The sequence below is a fragment of the Bacillus sp. WC2503 genome (assembly GCF_052682895.1).
Genome location: NZ_JBQYMD010000001.1, coordinates 2519940 through 2539923, shown reverse-complemented (window position 1 = coordinate 2539923; position 19984 = coordinate 2519940). Strand labels below are relative to the sequence as shown.

Sequence of the window (19984 nt, the reverse complement as noted above, 5' to 3'; positions counted from 1 at the left end):
CAGTTGATTTCCCACCTAACCGCTTTGCTCTAGCTGGTATGGGGTGGGAGTTTACTGCCTGTTAATGCGGGGTAAATGATTTATTATGTAAAAAAGCTAGTATAAAACTAGCTTTTCGTTTAAATAAATAAGAAGCATAAACTAATGATAAATCCTGCATATAGTAAGTTCACAACGCAAAATCCCATAATATCACGAGCACCTAAACCAGCTATCGCTAACGCTGGTAATGCCCAGAAAGGTTGAATTAAATTCGTCCAAGCATCGCCCCACGCAATTGCCATTGCTGTTTTTGCAGCAGGTACACCAAGTTCAGCACCAGCTGGAATCATAATGGGTGCCTGTACAGCCCATTGACCGCCACCAGATGGAACAAAAATATTAACGATGCCAGCACTTAAAAAAGTAAAGAGCGGGAAAGTCGTTTCGTTTGAAATACTAATAAAGAAATTAGAAATAGCTCCTCCAAGAGAAAGACCTTCACTATTTACTCCAATCATCATACCCATAATTCCTGCGTAAAACGGAAACTGAAGTAGAATGCCAGAAGCACTTTTTGTAGAGTCTGAAAAAGCACGAATATATTGAATCGGAGTCCGGTGAAAAATAAGACCAGCAATTAATAACATAAAAATAACGATATCGAGTGTAAGGTTAAAACCTTTCGTATAAAAGTAATTGAAAATATAAATGAGACCTAATAACCCAACGCAAAGTGTAATAATGATGCTATTTTCCATTTTTTCAGCGACTGTTTTTGGCTCTACTTCTATAGCAGCAGCTTCTTCATGAAATACGCTAGGATCTACTGTTACCGTATGTTTTTCATCGGGATGCATTGCCCGGTTAATGAGTGGCATCGTAATGAGAAAGATAATAACTGGAACGAGAGCGTATGGTGAGAATAACGTTTCTGTTATTGGAATCGCTTCTTTAATACTTCCAGCTGTCGTTTTAATTAACGTTTCACCGCCAGTAGCTAACGTAAGAGGGATAGAAGCAGAAAGACCCGCATGCCAAATGAGAAATCCAGAGTAAGAAGAAGCAATTGCTAATCTGTAATCTAATCCTTCAAGTTGTCTTGCAACTTCTTTTGCATATAAAACAGATACAACAATACCAAATCCCCAGTTTATGTATGCACCAAGTAAACTTACAATTGAAATGGCAATAATACCTTGGCCATTCGTTTTCGGTAGCCTGGCAGCTTTCGTTAACCCCTTTTTAATAAGAGGAGCGTTCGCTAAAGCAGATCCAGTGACAAGTACTAGTGCCATTTGCATAGAAAAGGCGAGAAGTCCCCAAATGCCATTACCCCAATGATTAATCATTTCGACCGGTGTTTGGTGAGTTGCAAACATGCCGAAGAAGATAACAAAAACAGTTAATAAACATGATAAAATAAACGGTTCTGGCAAGAAACGTTGCACTAAGGTGACGCAACCATTTGTAAAAGAACGAAACAAAATAGATCAACCTCCTTATGTATGTTTCTTACAATGTTCGAGGTTGTTTGGAGGATAACCTTTAATAAATTGAAAATTCTGATATCTATAGATTTTTGTTGTAATGTATTGATAGATTGAATTTATATTTCAAAACGTTTTTTCATTTTGATTTGAAATATTTTTAAGAGGGGGAGTACTACATGCCTTTCAATATAAGAGGAACGAATGGAGCAAATGCTTATTTCTACCTGTAAAAAAATGAATGAACTAATAGGAGCATTGTAATGAATATAAAAGAGAGGTGAAAGGATTGGTAAGGAGAAATTTGAATGTATTTACTAAAATATCCTCTTTGACAGCGATTGCTACGATTATTATCTTACCAATTTACAATTTATTAAGTAGTGTAGACGATAGTGGGAATTATATGATAAGAATGTTAGTATTACTCACATTCTATCTTTCTATATTTAGTGTACCTGTAAGCATTCTTTCAATGTTCAGCACAGAGAAATTAAGTAAAAGAATTTTCGCTTTAGTTGTAAATGTATTACCTATAAGTCTTATCATTTATGCTTTGATTATGAAATTTATAGATGAATTTGTCAGACTAGCACCTTAGTTAAAAAGGGTTCTGCAACACCTCATTGACGGCATGTTTTAAATCCTCGGCCGATAATTGCTGAATATGTAACATAAACCCTGCGCCAAGTTCGTGTACTCGTTCAGCGATTGTATGCTGATCATTTATTAAAGGGAGCATAACTAGAAGAACTTCAAAATAAAGTGATTCACTTATGCTGTTTATCCCACAATGGCTAATATTGTGCGCCTGTTTTTTTTCAAAATCATTTGCTGAATACTAGACACTATTATCTCCAAGTTCTATTAAATTGTGCACTAATCTTAACGTTGGATTTAGGTGTCACATGAAGTGATTTGTTTTTATCGTTGTGGGGGACACCAAAACTTCAGGGTGATGGGCATATGGTTCTATTCCATCATCAATCTAGCAAAAAAATGTTCTTCCTCCAATATGTAATATTGCATTTAAAAATGAATTGATGCAAATGTAAAAGCTTATTATAATGAAGACATAAATATTCAACACATCTTTAATACAACAAAGAGGAGGAAGCAATATGGAAATCGCAATGGCAGTTTTGAAATTTTTAGGTGGGGTAATTCCGTTAGTTCAAGAACTTTTAAAAGCATTTATGTAAGTTTATTAATTAGCAATCATTATCATATTTAATATAAAAAAAGAACGGGGTGATTTTTCTGAAAATTAAGAAAAGTAATAAAAAAATAAAATTCCTAGCATGTGTGTTAGTTAGTTTATGCACTATTCATTATTCATCTATTTCTTTCGCGGAAACGCAAACAGGTAATGCAACTGATGCAGCAAAAAATGCTAGTGACATTAATAATGGTATAGCAAATTTAAAGTATGATAGTAGAGATATTTTAGCAGTAAATGGTGATAAAGTAGAGAGTTTTGTTCCGAAAGAAAGTATCAATTCAAATGGTAAATTTGTAGTAGTTGAGCGTGAAAAAAAATCACTTACAACGTCACCGGTCGATATTTCGATTATTGATTCTGTAGCTAATCGTACGTATCCAGGAGCAGTACAACTTGCAAATAAAGCTTTTGCCGATAATCAACCTAGTTTATTAGTGGCTAAGAGAAAACCTTTAAATATTAGTATAGACTTACCTGGAATGAGGAAAGAAAATACGATATCTGTCCAGAATCCGACATATAGTAATGTGTCTGGAGCAGTAGATGATTTAGTATCTACTTGGAATGAGAAGTATGCATCAACATATTCGTTACCTGCAAGAATGCAGTATACAGAGTCCATGGTGTATAGTAAATCACAAATCGCAAGTGCTCTTAATGTCAACGCTAAATATCTTGATAACAGTCTAAACATTGACTTTAATGCAGTTGCAAATGGAGAGAAAAAAGTGATGGTTGCGGCATATAAGCAAATATTTTATACCGTAAGTGCTGAACTACCTAACAATCCATCAGATCTTTTTGATAATAGTGTTACTTTCGGTGAGTTAACTCGTAAAGGGATAAGTAATGCGGCTCCGCCTGTTATGGTGTCAAATGTAGCCTATGGCAGAACCATTTATGTGAAATTAGAAACAACATCTAAGAGCAAAGATGTACAAGCTGCTTTTAAAGCGTTACTTAAAAATAACAGCGTCGAAACGAGTGGACAGTACAAAGATATTTTTGAAGAAAGTACCTTTACCGCTGTAGTATTAGGCGGAGATGCAAAAGAGCATAACAAGGTTGTTACAAAAGATTTTAATGAAATCCGAAATATCATTAAAGATAATGCAGAGTTAAGTAAAAAAAATCCAGCATACCCAATTTCATATACGAGCACTTTCTTAAAAGATAATGCAACTGCTGCTGTTCATAACAATACAGATTATGTTGAGACTACAACTACAGAATATTCAAGTGCTAAAATGACGCTTGATCATTACGGTGCATATGTTGCTCAATTTGATGTATCTTGGGATGAATTCTCATATGATCAAAATGGGAAAGAAGTACTAACACATAAAACTTGGGAAGGAAGCGGCAGAGATAAAACTGCTCACTTCTCTACAGTTATACCACTTCCACCGAATTCAAAAAATGTAAAAGTCGTAGCGAGAGAATGTACAGGTCTTGCATGGGAATGGTGGAGAACAATTATTAATGAACAAAATGTTCCATTAACAAATGAAATAAAGGTTTCAATTGGAGGAACGACATTATACCCAACTGCTAATATTAGTCATTAGGTTGGAGCGAAGCGCCCTGTTTACAGGGCGCTTTTTTACTTGTTTGAAAATATATCGGTGTTTTTAGATGTATCATAATCAATTCGCAAATCTTGTAATCATATTTTTAAATGGATGTATCAATGTTTTTAATGATTGCATTCTCCATTATTAAATCCCCATAAATGTAGCCTATCTTAGGTTGATAGTGATGCATGGTGCCTCCATGTATATAAATACATTTTGTCGAAATTATTAAAAAGGGGAATTTTTCTATTTGAAGAACTAATAATTGATTGTCAATATGTATTAGAAATTAAACTAAAGGAGAACAAAATGGGACAAAACAATAAGGGCTTTTCTGAAACAGGATTGCGCAAAATGCGCAATGTATTGGCGCAGCATATCGATTCTGGAAAGATTCCTGGGCTCGTCGCCTTAGTCAGCCGAAACGGCGAGACGCACGTCGAAGCGCTTGGAACAATGAGGCATGATGGCGGTGCACTAATGCGTCGGGACACGATTTTTCGATTGGCGTCCACTAGCAAGCCAATCGCAGTTTCACCAGTAATGGTTTTGCTCGATGAGTGCAAACTGCATTTAGACGACCCAGTAGACAAATGGCTACCGGAACTCGCCGACCGGCAAGTGTTGAAACAGCCCGATGGCCCGCTAGAAGAGACCGTCCCAGCACGGCGTCCTATCACTATACGAGACTTGTTGACCTCCACATTCGGGCTCGGAGTGGATCTCACGTTGATGGGTTCTCCAATCATGAACGCGTTCTTCGAGAGTGGGATATTCGACACGCCAGGGCAGGATATGCCCGATCCAGATGAGTTTATGCGTCGCCTAGGCGCACTTCCGCTAAGCTATCAGCCCGGAGAGCGGTGGCAGTATCATATCAGTTTAGAAGTAATCGGTGTTCTTGTTGCCAGGGTCACGGGTCAGACGTTCGAGTCGTTCTTGCGCGAACGCATATTCGATCCGCTAGGAATGAAGGACACTGGATTCTACGTACCTGAGCTCAAGATTGACCGGCTTCCACCAGCCTTCAACCCCGATCCGCAGACAGGTGAATTCATCGTGTGGGATGAAGGTGTGGGCGGACGTTACAGCAAACCTCCAGCATTCCAAGCAGGCGGTGGTGGACTGCTTGGAACCGTCGACGATTATCACGCGTATTTGCAGATGCTTTTGAATAAAGGGATGCATGGTACTAAACGGATCCTGTCTAGGCCCGCAGTCCAGCTGATGACCACCAACCGTCTTACTCCTGAACAACAAGTATACCGAGACGATTTGGCCAAAAATAACGTCCATTTGTCGTTCGGACAAGGGATCCAAGGTGGCTGGGGCTTTGGGATGGCGGTGCGTACCTATCTTGGAGACTACGCGTCTATCGGTCAATTCGGCTGGGATGGCGGAACCGGCACTTCAGCTTACGCTGATCCAGATAAACAGTTTATTGGAATTCTGTTCACCCAGGTTGGGATGTCCACTCCGGCCCCATCGCATCTTATCCAAGACTTCTGGACCACGGCCTACCAAGCGATCGAAGAAGACTAGGGTATCGTTTAAAGAAAAACGCCAAGACGGATAGATAATCATAGGCTTGATGGCCACGATCAACACCATGGTTAAAAGTTAGGATAGGACCGTATTGGAAGTACTGCGGTAACAGTTGGGCATTATTAATAATAGCACAACAAAAAATCCTCTTGGATGCAAGAGGATTTTTTTATTGGGAATAGTAAGGAGGAGGGAGGTGCATTACATATGGGAAAAGGTAGAAGTAATAATGCTGGTAAAAAGCAACCAAATTTCGATGATTCATCTAATTTCGCTAAACAAAGCCAACCGACAGAAAAGAAGAAGAAGTAAAAAAAGGATCTCTCTATATCAAGAGAGATCCTTTTTTACTATATTGACGTTTCAGCACAACATATCGATTGCTTAACCAAATAGTCATTCATGCAAGGATTAAACTCCTGCTTCCACTACTGTGGAAGCTTCTCCAAATGATGGGCAATATCAACATACATATCGGAATAAACCGAATGTATTTCATTACTAGGTGTAGCATTAGAAGAGAAGTGGACGATTACCATATTTGCTTTCGGGTCGATATAAAGCGTTTGTCCGTAACTGCCTAACACTTCGAAAGCACCTTGTTCATTGTGCGGAATCCACCATTGATTATGATAAGAAATAGAAGCGCCATGGCTAATTGAGAGTTCACCTTCTTGTACATTTTCCACACTTTCTGTAATGGAGGAAGGGATGATTTGTTTTCTGTTATATTCCCCGTTATTTAATAGTAGTTGACCGAATCTTGCCATATCTCTAGCAGTTGCATTTAAACCAGCGCTTGCTTGTTCTACTTTTGTTTCGTCTGTAACGTAATACGCATTTTCTTCCATACCAATTTGAGACCATATTCGTTCGCTAACATTTTCAGCTAATGATTTACCAGTGATAGTTCGAATAACCCAAGCGAGTGTTTCCGCTGATCCGTTATCGTAAGAAAAACCGGAACCAGGCGGTGCAGTTTCTTCTGCTTCTCGTAACATATCATAAATTTTCATCGGACCGTCGTAGTTTTTACCTCGGGGTAAAATATTGCTCGCTAAATATAGTTGTGCATCTTGATTTTCTAACGCTGGATGTTCATATCCATGAGTAGGGTACTCTACAGAAACTTGCATGTCCATTAATTGCTGGAGTGTAGCTTTACCGAACGGTGTATTGTTTAATTCTTTTATATAAGTGTCAGCTGTTTTCTCTAAATCGATACGATTTTCTTCAGCGAGAGATTGTATCATTGCCCCAGTAAAGACCTTTGCTAATGAAGCCATACCATGCGGTTCACTCTCGTTATATCCATTGAAATATCGTTCATATACAAGTTGCCCATTATGTACAACGACAAAAGCATCTGTTTTGTTATCGTCTAAAAGTTTTCTTAAAGGAGTCGTAGTTCCAAATCCACGCTCCACAGCAAAATCATCTAATTTTTGTAACGCAGTAGGGAAGTGAGCCACTTGGTCGGGATTGTTTTTGACTTCATTAATTAAAGTGAATTCTTTCATATGTGTGTACGACCAACGTAAGTAAGGATCATCTAACCAATTCTCCTTTGTCACGTTATTTTTTGATGGGGTTGTTTTATTATGTTTGAAGTATGTAAAACCAAGCCCTGTAATTACAAATATGCATGTTAGTATAAGTAAGAGTAGGGGAGATTTTTTTAGTTTCATATAGGTCCCTCCTTTATTTGCTACTATAAGTATACGCTCGTCTTGAAAGAAATACAAAATAAGGAAAGTAAACGGGGAAGTTTACTTTCCTTATTAACGTTAAGCGGAAATTTGTCCGTCTGTACGTTGTTTCTTGAATTTTTGTTTTCGACCGTGTAATCCATAATATAGAAGTAAAGTGAACGCAACGATAATAGCTGCGATAAAATACATATTATGATAACTTGATTTCGCTGCGACGATACCTAAAATGAAAGAACCAAAGCCAATACCACTATCAAAGAATGAGAAGTACGTAGCTGTCGCAGAACCACGTCGATGATTTGGCGCCGCAGAAATTGCAATCGTTTGGAAACTTGGAATTAATGTTCCATAACCTAAACCGATTAATACACCTGCGCTTAGGAACCAAAATGGAGTTTGCGCTTGACTTAATGCGAACATCCCAATTGTGAAAATAATAATAGCTGGATAAACAAGTACGTTTTCGCCGTAGCGGTCAAAAATCTTTCCTGTAAATGGACGAGAAATTACAACAACAAGTGCGTATACAATGAAGAAATAACTTGCAATATCGGCTAAACCGAGCTCTTTCGCATATATAGGAATAAAGGATAAAATACCACTATAAGAAAAGGCTAAAACAAATCCTGTCAGAGCGATTGGAATAGAAGATGGTTCAATTAAATCTTTCCACTTCATTTTTTCTCGTTTTTGTTTTTTCACTGGTGCTTCATGTGGAATATTTACAAGTAATCCTAATAAAAATGCAAGTAATGAAAATACGGAACAAACGATAAATAGTACAGTAAACGAAAAATGAGAAATAATTGTTAAACCTAAAAAAGGACCAATTACCATCGGCAGACTCATAAATACGCCGAAATAAGCAAGTGCTTCGCCTCGTCTATGAGCTGGCGCAACATCAGTTACAATCGTACCAGTTGCTGTCGTCGCCATCCCAAAGCCAATACCATGTAAGAAGCGAAGGGCAAGTAATAAAAATAAACTTTGCGCACCGAAATACATAACAGTAGCGGCTAAAAATAATGAAAGTGAAATAAATAATATTTTCTTTCTTCCTAAGTCATCGAGCCATTTTCCTGTAAATGGTCTACATAAAACAGAAGAAATAAGAAAAACAGTTGCAACTAAACCAATTTCCTCAGGTTTTCCTTTTAGGCCGTCTATTACATAGACAGGTAAAGTAGTCATAAGCATATAGAATGTTAAAAAGAGAAATAGACTACTAAAACAAGTTCCGAGGAAATCCTTCGTCCAAAGTTTTTCACTTTGCATCGTCATCCCTCCAATTTAATCTAAGTTTTTAATAATTTGTTGTAACACTTGAAATGCTTGATGTAAGTCATCTTCGTTAATACCATCTAGCGTCTTTTCTTCGAAAGTATCCACTTCTTCTTGCCATACTGGAATCATTTTTATAGCTGTTTCGGATAAAGAAATAAGCTTCTCACGGCGATCTTTTCCTTCTGTACGAATAATCCAGCCCATCGTTTCTATACGTGTTAACGTACGAGTCATCGTTGGTGATTCAACATTTAAATATTGGCATAATTCTGTTTGTGTACAAGAACCGGTTTGATTAATACGAAAAATAACAGCCCACTGCGCACTAAATAACCCAGTTGGAGATACGCGTTCATTAAATTTCTTCGTAAACTTTCGAGAAGTCTGGCTGACGATGTGAAAAAAATGTTGTTTTTCGTCCATATATTTTGATCCTTTCAAATTAGTTACCTAGCTAACTATATCTTTTTTTATTATAGTTGTCTAGTAATAGGCATGTTGTTTTATGTAAAAATTTCGCATAGGTTTTATGTTGAGAACATATATTCTGTGTGTTATTCTTTAATTATATAAAGAATTTTCTTTCTATTAAAAAGAATGGGGGAACTTGTGATGATTAAGCCTGCAACAATGGAGTTTGTTTCACTATCGAATGGAGAAACGATTGCGTATCAGGAAGTTGGAAGGCGAAATACAGAAACTCTCGTACTCATTCACGGGAACATGACATCGTCACAACACTTTGATTTAGTTATCGAAAAGCTGCAAAATCAATACCATATTTACGCTCTTGATTTAAGAGGATTTGGACAATCGACGTATAATAAGTCGATAGATTCATTACAAGACTTCGCAGAAGATGTAAAATTATTTATCGATCAATTAAAGCTAGAGAAGTTTTCGTTAATGGGATGGTCAATGGGCGGTGGTGTTGCGATGCAATTTACAGCGAGTCACCCAACTTTTGTAGAAAAGTTAATTTTAGTAGAATCAGTAGGGATGAAAGGCTATCCAATCTTTAAAAAAGATATTAACGGGGAACCGATCGTATCAAGTTTAGTAAAGACGAAAGAAGAAATCGCGCAAGATCCCGTACAAATCGCTCCAGTACTAGATGCGATAAAAAATATGAATAAATTATATTATCGTACAGTGTGGAATCTATTAATATATACACACAATCAACCGGAACCGGATCGTTATGAGAAGTATTTAGATGATATGTTAACGCAGCGTAATTTCGTAGATGTGAATTATGCGCTCATCACATTTAATATTTCGGATGAACATAATGGTGTGGTAGAGGGAAATAAACAAATTCATCGTATTAAAACTCCTACACTCGTCATACAAGGTGACAGGGATTACGTCGTACCGCAAGTAGTCGGTGAGGAATTAGCAAAACATTTGCCAAATGCAAAGTTGCAGGTGTTAGAAGATTGCGGGCACTCACCGTTTATTGATTGTTTAGATGTATTTATAAATCATGTAGAGAATTGGTTAGAACAGAAATAGTCCCCGAAAGCAAAAGTATTGCATATACTATAACATTTGTAGGTAAAAGGGGAGATTACTAGTGCATCAACCGTTTTTAATTGCGCATTCGCCATATAATCATCACTTATATGCAAAAATAATGATAAGCCCGATGTATTTGCAAGTTTCACCAGCTGTAGTTCCTTTACAAATACAGCAGCCACCAATCGCTCATTCACATCCGTACTTATATGGCCCTTCATTTTATGAAAATCCATATTTTAAACATTTTCATTACAATGTGAAAGCACAAGTTTGGGAAGGATAAGAAGCTAAAAGGCTCATTCTTTTAGCTTCTTTTTATTGTTAATATTCGTACACGCATTTGAAGAAACCGTTTATAATGAAAAGTGGAAAGCGTGAGAAGGAGAGGGAACAGGATGTCGATGCGTTTTACTTTTTGGATTATGGTTGGGATTGTGGCAATCTCAGGTTTATCACAGGGGATGCTCTTACCTGCCATTGCAATGATTTTTGAACAAGAAGGGATTAGTTCAAGTATTAATGGTATTCATGCGACGGCATTATACATTGGGATATTAGTTATTTCACCGTTTCTTGAAAAACCGATGCAAAAGTTTGGAATGAAGCCAATTATCGTCATTGGTGGGTTTTTTGTCATTATTTCATTATTCTTTTTTACACAAACATTTTCGTTTTGGGTATGGTTTATCCTTAGATTTCTAGTTGGAGTCGGAGATCATATGCTTCATGTTGGAACGCAAACATGGATTACGACAACATCGGATCCGAGTAAAATAGGTAGACAAGTATCGATATACGGTGTATTTTTCGGAATTGGTTTTGCCGTCGGTCCGTATTTAGCAAGCACTGTTCAGTACGGTCTTGCAACACCATTTATCATATCTACTATACTTTGTTTAATAGGTTGGCTTTTACTACTCCCAACGAAAAATGCATTCCCAGCACAAGATGAAAGAGAAGTGAAGAGTGAATCATCATTTTCTCGTTATAAACAAGTTGTTGGATTAGGGTGGATTGCATTACTGGGACCACTTGCATACGGTGTGCTTGAAGCAATGTTAAATAGTAACTTACCAGTATACGCACTTCGTAAAGGTTGGTCTGTATCGGAAGTTTCCTTCTTATTGCCAGCGTTTGCAGTTGGGGGCATTATTACACAAATTCCTCTCGGTATATTAAGTGATAAATACGGAAGGGACCGTATATTAACGTGGACGTTCAGCATAGGTACGAGCATTTTTCTACTTGCGGCCGTATTTGATCAATATTACTGGATAGTCTTTGCCTGCATGCTGTTAGCTGGTATGGTCATTGGATCTTGCTTCTCTTTAGGACTTGGATTTATGACAGATTTATTACCGAGACACTTACTACCAGCAGGTAATATATTATCTGGAATCGCCTTTAGTTTAGGAAGTATTATGGGGCCTGTATTAGGAGGCGTGTTTATAGAAAAAATACAGTATACAAGCTTTTTTATTGCGGTTATGCTTATAATAGGGATTCTCGCAATGGTATATATGATCTACATGAAGAATCAATTCGCATCAAGAAAAATAGAAAGTAGGTTAGGGCATGACAAAACAACCTAATAAAAAGAAATTTGAAGTACTCGAAAACGAAGCAATTACAGACTGCTTAGCTCGCATGGAACAAGAAGGATACGCCCCGTCTCGTCGTATGGAAGAGCCAATTTTTCATGAAGTGAAGAAAGACGGAAAAACGGTAGTTGAACCGTGTGGTAGAAAAATTGTTTTTGAGGGAAAATTGAAGTAATACAAATAGAACATTTTCTTTATAGTATAAGGCCATCCAATTCGTTCGAGTTGGATGGCTTTTTTTTACGACTGGTCAATGGAGGAAAAGGGATTTTAGGAGGGGGATAGAATGAAATTGGCAAATCGAAAACGGTAGCGCGGGTGCTGATACCCGCACTACCATTTTAGCTACAAAGGTGCTACTCATTTGTGAACTAGCATGCTTTTCGGTGTATGCTATTTGTTCGTATTAGCTAAATACATGAGCATGTGGAATTTTTCGTCTATTACATGATAATCGAAATAAGGTCCTGGATCTGTACAGTAACCGATATTTTCACTTTGCGTAATTTGAAATCCATTGACTGATAAATTTTTTTCTAAGTATTTGGGATACAAAATATGCTCGTTGGAATTTGGATATAAGCCTGAAATGTTTTTCAAGGATTTGGCCGAGCTATCATAATACGAGTATCCGCCGACAATTGTTGAACTGTTATGTAAATAGTTTTTTAGAACGTGAATGGGGAATTGCGGATTGAGCAATGAAAAATCAGTTACTGAAAAACTATCGACAAAAACATCGATGCTAAGCGGTTTCAATGGCAAATTTAAATCGGAATTCAAAATATAAAGGACGCGTGGCTTCGGATTCATACGCTCAATTCTGTTTCGAACCTTCTTGAGCATCTCAAGTGAATAGCCACTGAATACAAAGGATGCGCTCGTTTCAAGAACATCGATATATTTAGGTAGTGACACGAAAGCGTCAACGTTTGTTTCCACAATTAATTTGTTTTTCAAATCTATATTTTGTAGAACTTTTTGAAATTGAAAATTAATTTTTTCAAATAAGTTAATCATTTTGGGATTAATCTCTTTAATCGTTTCTTTATCGTAAAAATAAGATGGATAAGGAGACGTCTCATACAAGTTCGCGGTAATGATAATACCTTCCTCGATAGCTGCTTCGTATCCACAGGTACAAGTTAAACTTCCCGTGTGAATGTAAACTTTTTTAATCGTTACATCTTTCATTTCAAGGGGAATTTGGCATTTCGGACAATAGAGCAGATTTACAAAGTCAAGCGGGATTCCTGTAATATTCTCTTCTTTGGATGAAGGCGAACTGGTTTGAACCGCTTTTTCAATCAATTGGATAGCTTTTGATATGTCTTCTTTTTTTTGAATCAGTTCGTTCTTTTTATCAGTGAGCAAGTTGTTGTAGTAGTCGATATCCTCATGGTCCGAGAAGCTTGTAACACGCCGATACGATAAAATTCGTTGGATTTCTAACAATGAAAAATGAAATTTTTTCAACTCGGTAATAAAAGCCATGTCGTCGAAACACAATTGGTTCATTTGATACTGGGTGTTTTTTTTGTCTGGTATTAATAATCCAAGTTCAATGTAATAACGAACGGTATCAGTCGTAACATGAAAAAGTTTTGCAAATGCACCAATTTTCATAGATGTGTCCCTCCGATGAAAAAAGTGGAGTTACTCCACTTTTTTCGTAAAATGAATTCAAAAAACTCTTAAATGACTATTGACTTGGAGGAAACTCCAAATCATATTATTAATTCAATAAGAGTGAATATTGCGAATATTTTTGACTGTATTGTAACATACATGTCACGAAAGGAGAAGGATTAGCTATGGAAAAGATGGATCGAATGGATACGCTCTCTCTGTGGACAGCGACTGCAAACAGCTATGATAAAGGAAAACCTCTTGAAGGAAATGAAGAGGCGGATGTTGTCATTATTGGCGCAGGTTTCACAGGTCTTTCTTCTGCATATCATTTGCAAAAATTAGGAAAGAGTGTCATTGTCCTTGAGCAGGAAACAATCGGATATGGCGCAAGCGGTCGCAACGGCGGGATGGTATTGCCGGGCTATAAGTCAACGATGCAGGAGCTTGCTAAAAAGTATGGTGCCGAAGAGGCGAGACAGCTTAACGATCTTTCTCTGCTTAGTGTTGAATTAGTTAAAAACATTATCGACGAGTATCAAATCAACTGTAATTTTAGAAAGACAGGTCACATTGTGGCAGCTTACAAAGCCAAACATTTTGAAGGATTGAAACATGAAAGTGAGTACTTAAACAAACATTTTGGATATGAATGTAGCGTGCTTAATCGAAGTCAGTTGCATCAAGAAATTGATTCCCCGCAATATTATGGTTGCTTAGTCGACAACTCGAGTTACTCATTCCAACCACTGAACTATGCAATTGGTTTGGGAGAAGCAGCGAAATCAATTGGTGCAAAAATCTTTGAGCATTCGAAAGCATTATCTATTGAGTACGGCCGAAATAGTGTGAAAGTTGTTACAGAAAAAGGTACTGTTACAGCGAAAGACATTATTGTTGCTACAGATGGTTACTCTGGAAAAATCATGGCTGAATTGAATAAAGGCGTACTGCCAATTTCGGCACGCATTATTGCTACTGAACAGCTTTCAGAAACACTTTTGAATAGCGTCATTCCTAAAGATCGCATGGTTTTTGATACGAGTAGTTTCCTTTACTATTTCAGGCGTACACCAGATAATCGAATCGTATTTGGCGGTGGTGATATTCGTCCGAACTTAGGTGATGCCGTTTATCAAAGTGTGTACGATGCTATGGTTAAAATAATGCCAAAACTAGAAGGAAGCAAGATAGATTACAGGTGGGGTGGATTTATCGGTGTGACAATTGATACGTTCCCGGTTATCGGTAAATCTAAAGAAGGTGCATATTTTGCAACTGGTTATACAGGCCACGGCGCGTCTCTCTCAACATTGTTTGGTAAGCTATTGGCACAATGGATCGTTACGGGGAATGCAGGTGGATATCGATTTGAAAAGGAACGTCTCAAAACATTCCCATTCTATAATCAGAAAACGATGCTGGTCAATATAGCACATATTGGTTTCAAGCTGGTAGATATTATTGCGTAAAGGAGAGGTGTTTATGGAAATAAACATGTTCATTGACGGAAAATGGGTAGAAGCATTATCGGGTGCTAGACGAAATATTATCAATCCTGCAACTGAAGAGGTTATTGCAACGTCCGCTCATGGATCAGCAGATGATGCGAAACTAGCAATAAAGGCGGCTCGTAAAGCGTTTGACAGCGGAATTTGGTCAGATTTATCGGCTGATGAAAGAGCTGATTATCTATATAAGATTGCAGATCGTCTTGAAGAGAAGACAGCTGAAATTGCCCGTTTGGAAACTGCAAATAACGGTAAGGTTATTCGTGCAACAACCTATGTAGATATTCCAGTATCGGTTCAATGCTTCCGCTATTATGCTGACTTGATTAAAGGTATAAAAAAGGAATCTTACAATCGTGATGATTCTTCAGAAACGATTGTTATTCATGAACCGATTGGTGTTTGTGGACTGATTGTACCTTGGAACTTCCCGCTTATGCTAGCTGTTTGGCAAATTGCTCCTGCACTTGCCGCAGGGAATACAATTGTAATTAAACCTGCTGACGTCACTCCTGTAAGCGTATTCAAGTTATTTGAAATTATCGAAGAGATTGGGCTTCCAGACGGAGTGGCAAACTTAGTGTTGGGACCTGGTTCAAAGGTTGGGAATGAGCTTGCAGAGAGCCATGATGTTGACAAAATTGCCTTTACAGGTGGAACAAAAACAGGTCAAAGTATTATGCGAGCAGCCGCGGGCAATATGAAAAAAATTACACTGGAACTAGGGGGGAAATCTCCACTTATTGTGTTCGACGATGTGGATTTTGAAACTGCTGTCGATAATGCGATGTTTGGTATTTTCCACAACGCTGGGCAAGTTTGTTCAGCTGCATCCCGTTTGCTTGTACAAGAGACCATTTACGATAAGTTTGTTGAAAGATTGGTCGAGCGTGCGAACAAAATTGTAGTTGGAAACGGAGAAAGCGAGAATATCGAAATGGGAGCTCTCACAACCGAGTCTCATATGAATGACGTTTTATATTATATAAAGAGTGGAATGGAAGAAGGTGCAAAATTAGTTTGTGGTGGTAAACGTTTAACAGAAAATGGGCTTGATCGAGGTTTTTTTATCGCACCAACAATCTTTGCTGATGTAAATGCAGATATGCGTATTGTTAAGGAAGAGATTTTTGGACCAGTCCTTGTTGTACAGAAATTTAAAGATGAGGAAGATGCGATCCAAAAAGCGAATGATTCCATTTATGGATTAGCCGGTGCTGTATTTACTGAAGATATGGACCGAGCAAAACGTGTCATTAGTAAATTGCGTGCGGGAATTACTTGGATTAATAGTTATCATCTTGCTTATGTTGAAGGTCCTTGGGGCGGGTATAAGCAAAGTGGAATCGGTAGGGCTTTAGGTGTTGCCGGGCTGGAGCACTTTATGGAAACGAAGCAAATCAATATCCACCAGCATGCCGAGCCTGTAGGTTGGTATGTGAATTAATTGAGCTTAACTTGCTATATAAATTATTTGTAAGGGGATATGCTCATGAAAATAGTGGACAACCGTCCGTCATCGAACATAGAGAAGCCAGAAGGAATGAATAAGTCGGTGGATGATTCAGTGCTCGGAACCAAAAGTATTCCGTTACTATATTTACGGTTTGCTTTGGCAGGAATTATGGCTAATGTAATTCTAGGAGTTGTATCGGTTATTGATGGCTATTTCGTCAGTGGCTTTCAGGAGCTAGAAATCGAAGGAATCGGAATTGGGTTTACGGTCATGGTTATTACCCGTATGATTGGGGTTCTTTTGGGGATAGGAGCCGGAGCGGTCATTTCACTTCGAATGGGGAAAGGGAAGATAGAAGAAGCTAGAAGTATTATGGGACAAACTTTATGGTTTACTCTTTTCCTTTCCACTTTGATAGCTGTACTTGGATTGGTCTTTGAAACTGATATTATGATTCTATTTGGAGCAAGTGATGAAGCACTTCCGTATGCGGTGCAATATAGCCGACTACTATGGATTTCGTTGCCATTAACGATATTGGCCGTTGTATTAAGTATTTTAGCTAATATCGATGAAAAACCTATATTGTCAATGAACAGTTGGTTAGTCGCAGCAGTTGTTGCTGGAGTTATGGAATGGATTATGGTAGTGAAGTATGACATGGGGATGATGGGTTCTTCATGGGCTAATACGATTTCGCAATCGATTCCTGTTCTCTTAATCTTTTATTTCTGGTTTGGTAAAACAAAACTGAAGCCAAAAATGAAAGATGTGATGATTAATCTTAAGAAGATTGGTGAAGTAGTTTGGACGGGGTTTGCATCTTTCTCTAGTCAGTTCATGATGTTTATAGCAATTATTTTCACCAACAATTTACTGCAAAGCTACGGAGGTGGTCTGCACGTTGCAGCTTTCACGATTCAAAATGGTTACATTACAAATCTTCTCGCTTTAGCGGCGCTCGGTGGAATGACAGGGCTTCAACCGATTATTAGTTATAATTATGGTGCAGGCAACCTTGATCGTGTGAAACAAGCAATTAAGATGGGACTCATTTTTACAGTTTCCTTCTTTGTAATTGTGACAGCTATATTAATCATTTTTGCAGATCCAATTGTGTCATTTTTTTCCGGTGGTAATCCTGAATTGCAAAAACTGGGCATTTGGACGACGGTTGTATTCAATTGTTTGTTTACACTTAGTGCAGTTAGCTTGCTTGTCTCTGGTTATTTTGAATCACAGGAGAGAAACTGGTCCGCAACGTTTATTAGTGTTAGCAAAATATTGTTGTTCATGATACCGTTTCTATTTGTTTTTCCGAAGTTCTGGGGTGTAGAAGGTGTATGGTACGCTGCTCCTGCTGCCGAAATTCCAGGCGTTCTCATTGCCATATACTTTATGAGAAAAGAGTTCAAACGTTTAAAGGTTATCAATGTTAATACAGATACCAATGTTAAAACAGTAGATGTATAGGAACGTATTCCGTCAAAATTACTAATAAGAGAGAGGGTTATCATCATGTTTTTTGCGAAAAAAATTACAGCAGAAGAAGCAGAGCAACTAGGTGCCAACACATGGGAACCATGGGTAGGTGAACCAAATAAAGGAACGTGGCATGTAGAAGAACAGGAAGTTTTCTATGTGACAGACGGTGAAGTGTTTATTACTGTTGATGGAAAAAAGTATCATGTTACAAAGGGCTGGGTTGTTTCCTTGGATAAGGACCTTGTTTGTGAATGGGATTGCCCAGTATTTTTGAAAAAGAATTATAAGATGAACCATGAGATTAATCTGAAATAATGTGAACTGGGGAGTGGACAAATGCTAAGCAGATGACTGCTCCTGCATATGCAATCGATAAGAGTAAGATTAGTAATGTTAGAGAAATGTATATAAATAAGTTTATATACCGTCTAATGAATGCGCTTTCTTTTTTTGTGAATGCAATACATACATAGGACGGCTATCTTAAAATTAGGAGGTTTCACCATGGTAGTAACGAAAAATGTACAAACGTTAAAAAATTATATTGGTGGACAATGGATAGAATCCACAAGTAAACAAGTAGAAGATGTACCAAATCCAGCAACAGGAGAGACTATTGCTCGTGTGCCGCTTTCGACTAAAGAAGATTTGGATAGAGCTGTAGCAACTGCGAAAGAAGCATTCCAAACATGGAAAAAGGTTGCTGTACCTCGGCGTGCTCGGATTCTATTTCGCTACCAACAGCTTTTGATTGAAAACTGGGAGGAGTTAGCGAAACTCGTTACCTTGGAAAATGGAAAAAGTTATAAAGAAGCTTACGGTGAAGTACAGCGAGGGATTGAATGTGTTGAATTTGCAGCAGGTGCACCTACTTTAATGATGGGAGAGCAACTTCCTGATATTGCTACTGGTGTTGAATCAGGGATGTATCGTTATCCAATCGGAGTAATCGCAGGAATAACGCCATTTAACTTTCCGATGATGGTGCCATGCTGGATGTTCCCACTCGCGATTGCATGCGGAAATACGTTTGTATTAAAACCATCTGAAAGAACACCGTTGCTGGCGAATCGCATAGCTGAACTGTTTAAAGAAGCAGGCCTTCCAGATGGAGTACTAAATGTTGTACATGGTGCACATGAAGTTGTGAATGGCATTCTTGACAATGAGGATGTGAAGGCTGTATCTTTCGTTGGTTCTCAACCTGTCGCTGAGTATATATATAAAACAGCAGCAGCAAACGGCAAACGTGTACAAGCTCTTGCAGGTGCAAAAAATCATTCGATCGTATTAAAAGATGCGGACCTTAGTTTTACAGTGAAAGAAATTACAAGTGCTGCCTTCGGTTCAGCGGGTGAAAGATGCATGGCGGCGGCTGTTGTTGTCGTGGAAGAAGACGTTGCAGATGAGCTCGTTAATAGACTGCTTCAAGAGGCGAATGCAATTACGATTGGTAATGGTCTGGAAGAAGATGTTTTCCTTGGTCCCGTTATTCGTGACGGCCATAAAGAGCGTACACTCGGATACATTCAATCTGGTATAGAGCAGGGAGCGACACTTATTCGTGACGGACGTGAAGATGATGCAGCAAACGGTGACGGTTATTTTGTCGGTCCAACGATTTTTGACAATGTGACACAGGAAATGAAAATCTGGCAAGATGAAATCTTCGCACCGGTTCTTTCTATTATACGCGTAAAAGACTTGGCGCAAGCAATTCATGTTGCTAATGCATCACCGTTCGCAAATGGTGCATGCCTATACACCGATAGCGCGAAAGCAATTCGTGAATTCCGTGAAGAAATTGATGCAGGTATGCTTGGGGTCAATCTTGGGGTTCCTGCTCCAATGGCATTCTTCCCATTCTCAGGTTATAAGAAATCCTTCTATGGTGATCTCCATGCAAATGGAAAAGATGGCGTAGAATTTTATACGCGCAAGAAAATGCTTACGGCTCGTTATTGATAGAGTGATA

At 38.2% G+C, this 19984-nt stretch carries 17 protein-coding genes; 11 read left to right on the top strand and 6 right to left on the bottom strand.

Features of this window, described 5'->3' with window-relative positions:
* Nucleotides 1–119: 119 nt before the first annotated feature.
* Entirely contained in the window at nucleotides 120–1466 is a 1347-nt protein-coding gene (locus ACUN26_RS12960; protein WP_000490047.1) for a short-chain fatty acid transporter, read from the bottom strand.
* 604 nt (nucleotides 1467–2070) lie between these two features.
* Complete coding sequence (locus ACUN26_RS12955; RefSeq protein WP_255253933.1) at nucleotides 2071–2271, bottom strand: glycosyltransferase; 201 nt, start codon at nucleotides 2269–2271, stop codon at nucleotides 2071–2073.
* A 449-nt stretch (nucleotides 2272–2720) separates the two neighbouring features.
* On the opposite strand from ACUN26_RS12955, the gene ACUN26_RS12950 reads away from it, so the two are divergent.
* Together ACUN26_RS12950 and ACUN26_RS12945 are read left to right on the top strand one after the other, a co-directional pair.
* Nucleotides 2721–4259, top strand: a complete 1539-nt coding sequence (locus tag ACUN26_RS12950) for a thiol-activated cytolysin family protein (protein ID WP_000576518.1) — start codon at nucleotides 2721–2723, stop codon at nucleotides 4257–4259.
* A 315-nt stretch (nucleotides 4260–4574) separates the two neighbouring features.
* On the top strand, nucleotides 4575–5807 hold the full coding sequence (locus ACUN26_RS12945; RefSeq protein WP_000531366.1) for a serine hydrolase domain-containing protein: 1233 nt from the start codon (nucleotides 4575–4577) through the stop codon (nucleotides 5805–5807).
* A 431-nt stretch (nucleotides 5808–6238) separates the two neighbouring features.
* Here the strand turns inward: ACUN26_RS12945 and ACUN26_RS12940 are convergent, their stop codons facing one another.
* The 3 genes from ACUN26_RS12940 to ACUN26_RS12930 form a co-directional block, all read right to left on the bottom strand.
* Nucleotides 6239–7498, bottom strand: a complete 1260-nt coding sequence (locus ACUN26_RS12940; protein ID WP_000768724.1) for a serine hydrolase domain-containing protein — start codon at nucleotides 7496–7498, stop codon at nucleotides 6239–6241.
* A gap of 99 nt (nucleotides 7499–7597) precedes the next feature.
* On the bottom strand, nucleotides 7598–8797 hold the full coding sequence (locus tag ACUN26_RS12935) for an MFS transporter (RefSeq protein WP_001190323.1): 1200 nt from the start codon (nucleotides 8795–8797) through the stop codon (nucleotides 7598–7600).
* 15 nt (nucleotides 8798–8812) lie between these two features.
* The gene (locus tag ACUN26_RS12930) at nucleotides 8813–9229 is read right to left on the bottom strand and encodes a MarR family winged helix-turn-helix transcriptional regulator (RefSeq protein WP_000343671.1); all 417 of its coding nucleotides are present in this window, start codon (nucleotides 9227–9229) and stop codon (nucleotides 8813–8815) included.
* A 189-nt stretch (nucleotides 9230–9418) separates the two neighbouring features.
* Here ACUN26_RS12930 and phaZ point away from each other — a divergent pair, with 189 nt between their 5' ends.
* The 4 genes from phaZ (at nucleotide 9419) to ACUN26_RS12910 (ending at nucleotide 12103) form a co-directional block, all read left to right on the top strand.
* Entirely contained in the window at nucleotides 9419–10321 is a 903-nt protein-coding gene (gene phaZ, locus ACUN26_RS12925; RefSeq protein ID WP_000594891.1) for an intracellular short-chain-length polyhydroxyalkanoate depolymerase, read from the top strand.
* 61 nt (nucleotides 10322–10382) lie between these two features.
* On the top strand, nucleotides 10383–10610 hold the full coding sequence (locus ACUN26_RS12920) for a hypothetical protein (RefSeq protein WP_000554163.1): 228 nt from the start codon (nucleotides 10383–10385) through the stop codon (nucleotides 10608–10610).
* A gap of 112 nt (nucleotides 10611–10722) precedes the next feature.
* Nucleotides 10723–11919, top strand: a complete 1197-nt coding sequence (locus tag ACUN26_RS12915; RefSeq protein WP_000062775.1) for an MFS transporter — start codon at nucleotides 10723–10725, stop codon at nucleotides 11917–11919.
* Nucleotides 11903–12103 carry an NETI motif-containing protein gene (locus ACUN26_RS12910; protein ID WP_000166300.1) on the top strand — a complete coding sequence of 67 codons (201 nt, stop codon included), beginning with the start codon at nucleotides 11903–11905 and terminating at the stop codon, nucleotides 12101–12103. Before ACUN26_RS12915 ends, ACUN26_RS12910 begins: the two co-directional genes overlap by 17 nt.
* Before the next feature lie 218 nt (nucleotides 12104–12321).
* Here the strand turns inward: ACUN26_RS12910 and ACUN26_RS12905 are convergent, their stop codons facing one another.
* Nucleotides 12322–13554 (bottom strand): MerR family transcriptional regulator, encoded by a 1233-nt coding sequence (locus tag ACUN26_RS12905; RefSeq protein ID WP_000689567.1) that lies wholly within the window; start codon nucleotides 13552–13554, stop codon nucleotides 12322–12324.
* A gap of 188 nt (nucleotides 13555–13742) precedes the next feature.
* On the opposite strand from ACUN26_RS12905, the gene ACUN26_RS12900 reads away from it, so the two are divergent.
* The 5 genes from ACUN26_RS12900 to ACUN26_RS12880 all read left to right on the top strand — a co-directional run bounded on the left by ACUN26_RS12900 (nucleotide 13743) and on the right by ACUN26_RS12880 (nucleotide 19974).
* Nucleotides 13743–15029 (top strand): NAD(P)/FAD-dependent oxidoreductase, encoded by a 1287-nt coding sequence (locus ACUN26_RS12900; RefSeq protein ID WP_000413845.1) that lies wholly within the window; start codon nucleotides 13743–13745, stop codon nucleotides 15027–15029.
* Between the two features lie 13 nt (nucleotides 15030–15042).
* The gene (locus ACUN26_RS12895) at nucleotides 15043–16515 is read left to right on the top strand and encodes an aldehyde dehydrogenase family protein (protein WP_000405149.1); all 1473 of its coding nucleotides are present in this window, start codon (nucleotides 15043–15045) and stop codon (nucleotides 16513–16515) included.
* A gap of 45 nt (nucleotides 16516–16560) precedes the next feature.
* Complete coding sequence (locus ACUN26_RS12890; RefSeq protein WP_000706167.1) at nucleotides 16561–17997, top strand: MATE family efflux transporter; 1437 nt, start codon at nucleotides 16561–16563, stop codon at nucleotides 17995–17997.
* Nucleotides 17998–18042: 45 nt separating this feature from the next.
* Nucleotides 18043–18324, top strand: coding sequence for a cupin domain-containing protein (locus ACUN26_RS12885; protein WP_000464526.1), 282 nt, complete (start codon nucleotides 18043–18045; stop codon nucleotides 18322–18324).
* 189 nt (nucleotides 18325–18513) lie between these two features.
* Complete coding sequence (locus ACUN26_RS12880) at nucleotides 18514–19974, top strand: CoA-acylating methylmalonate-semialdehyde dehydrogenase (protein WP_000261833.1); 1461 nt, start codon at nucleotides 18514–18516, stop codon at nucleotides 19972–19974.
* Nucleotides 19975–19984: the final 10 nt, after the last annotated feature.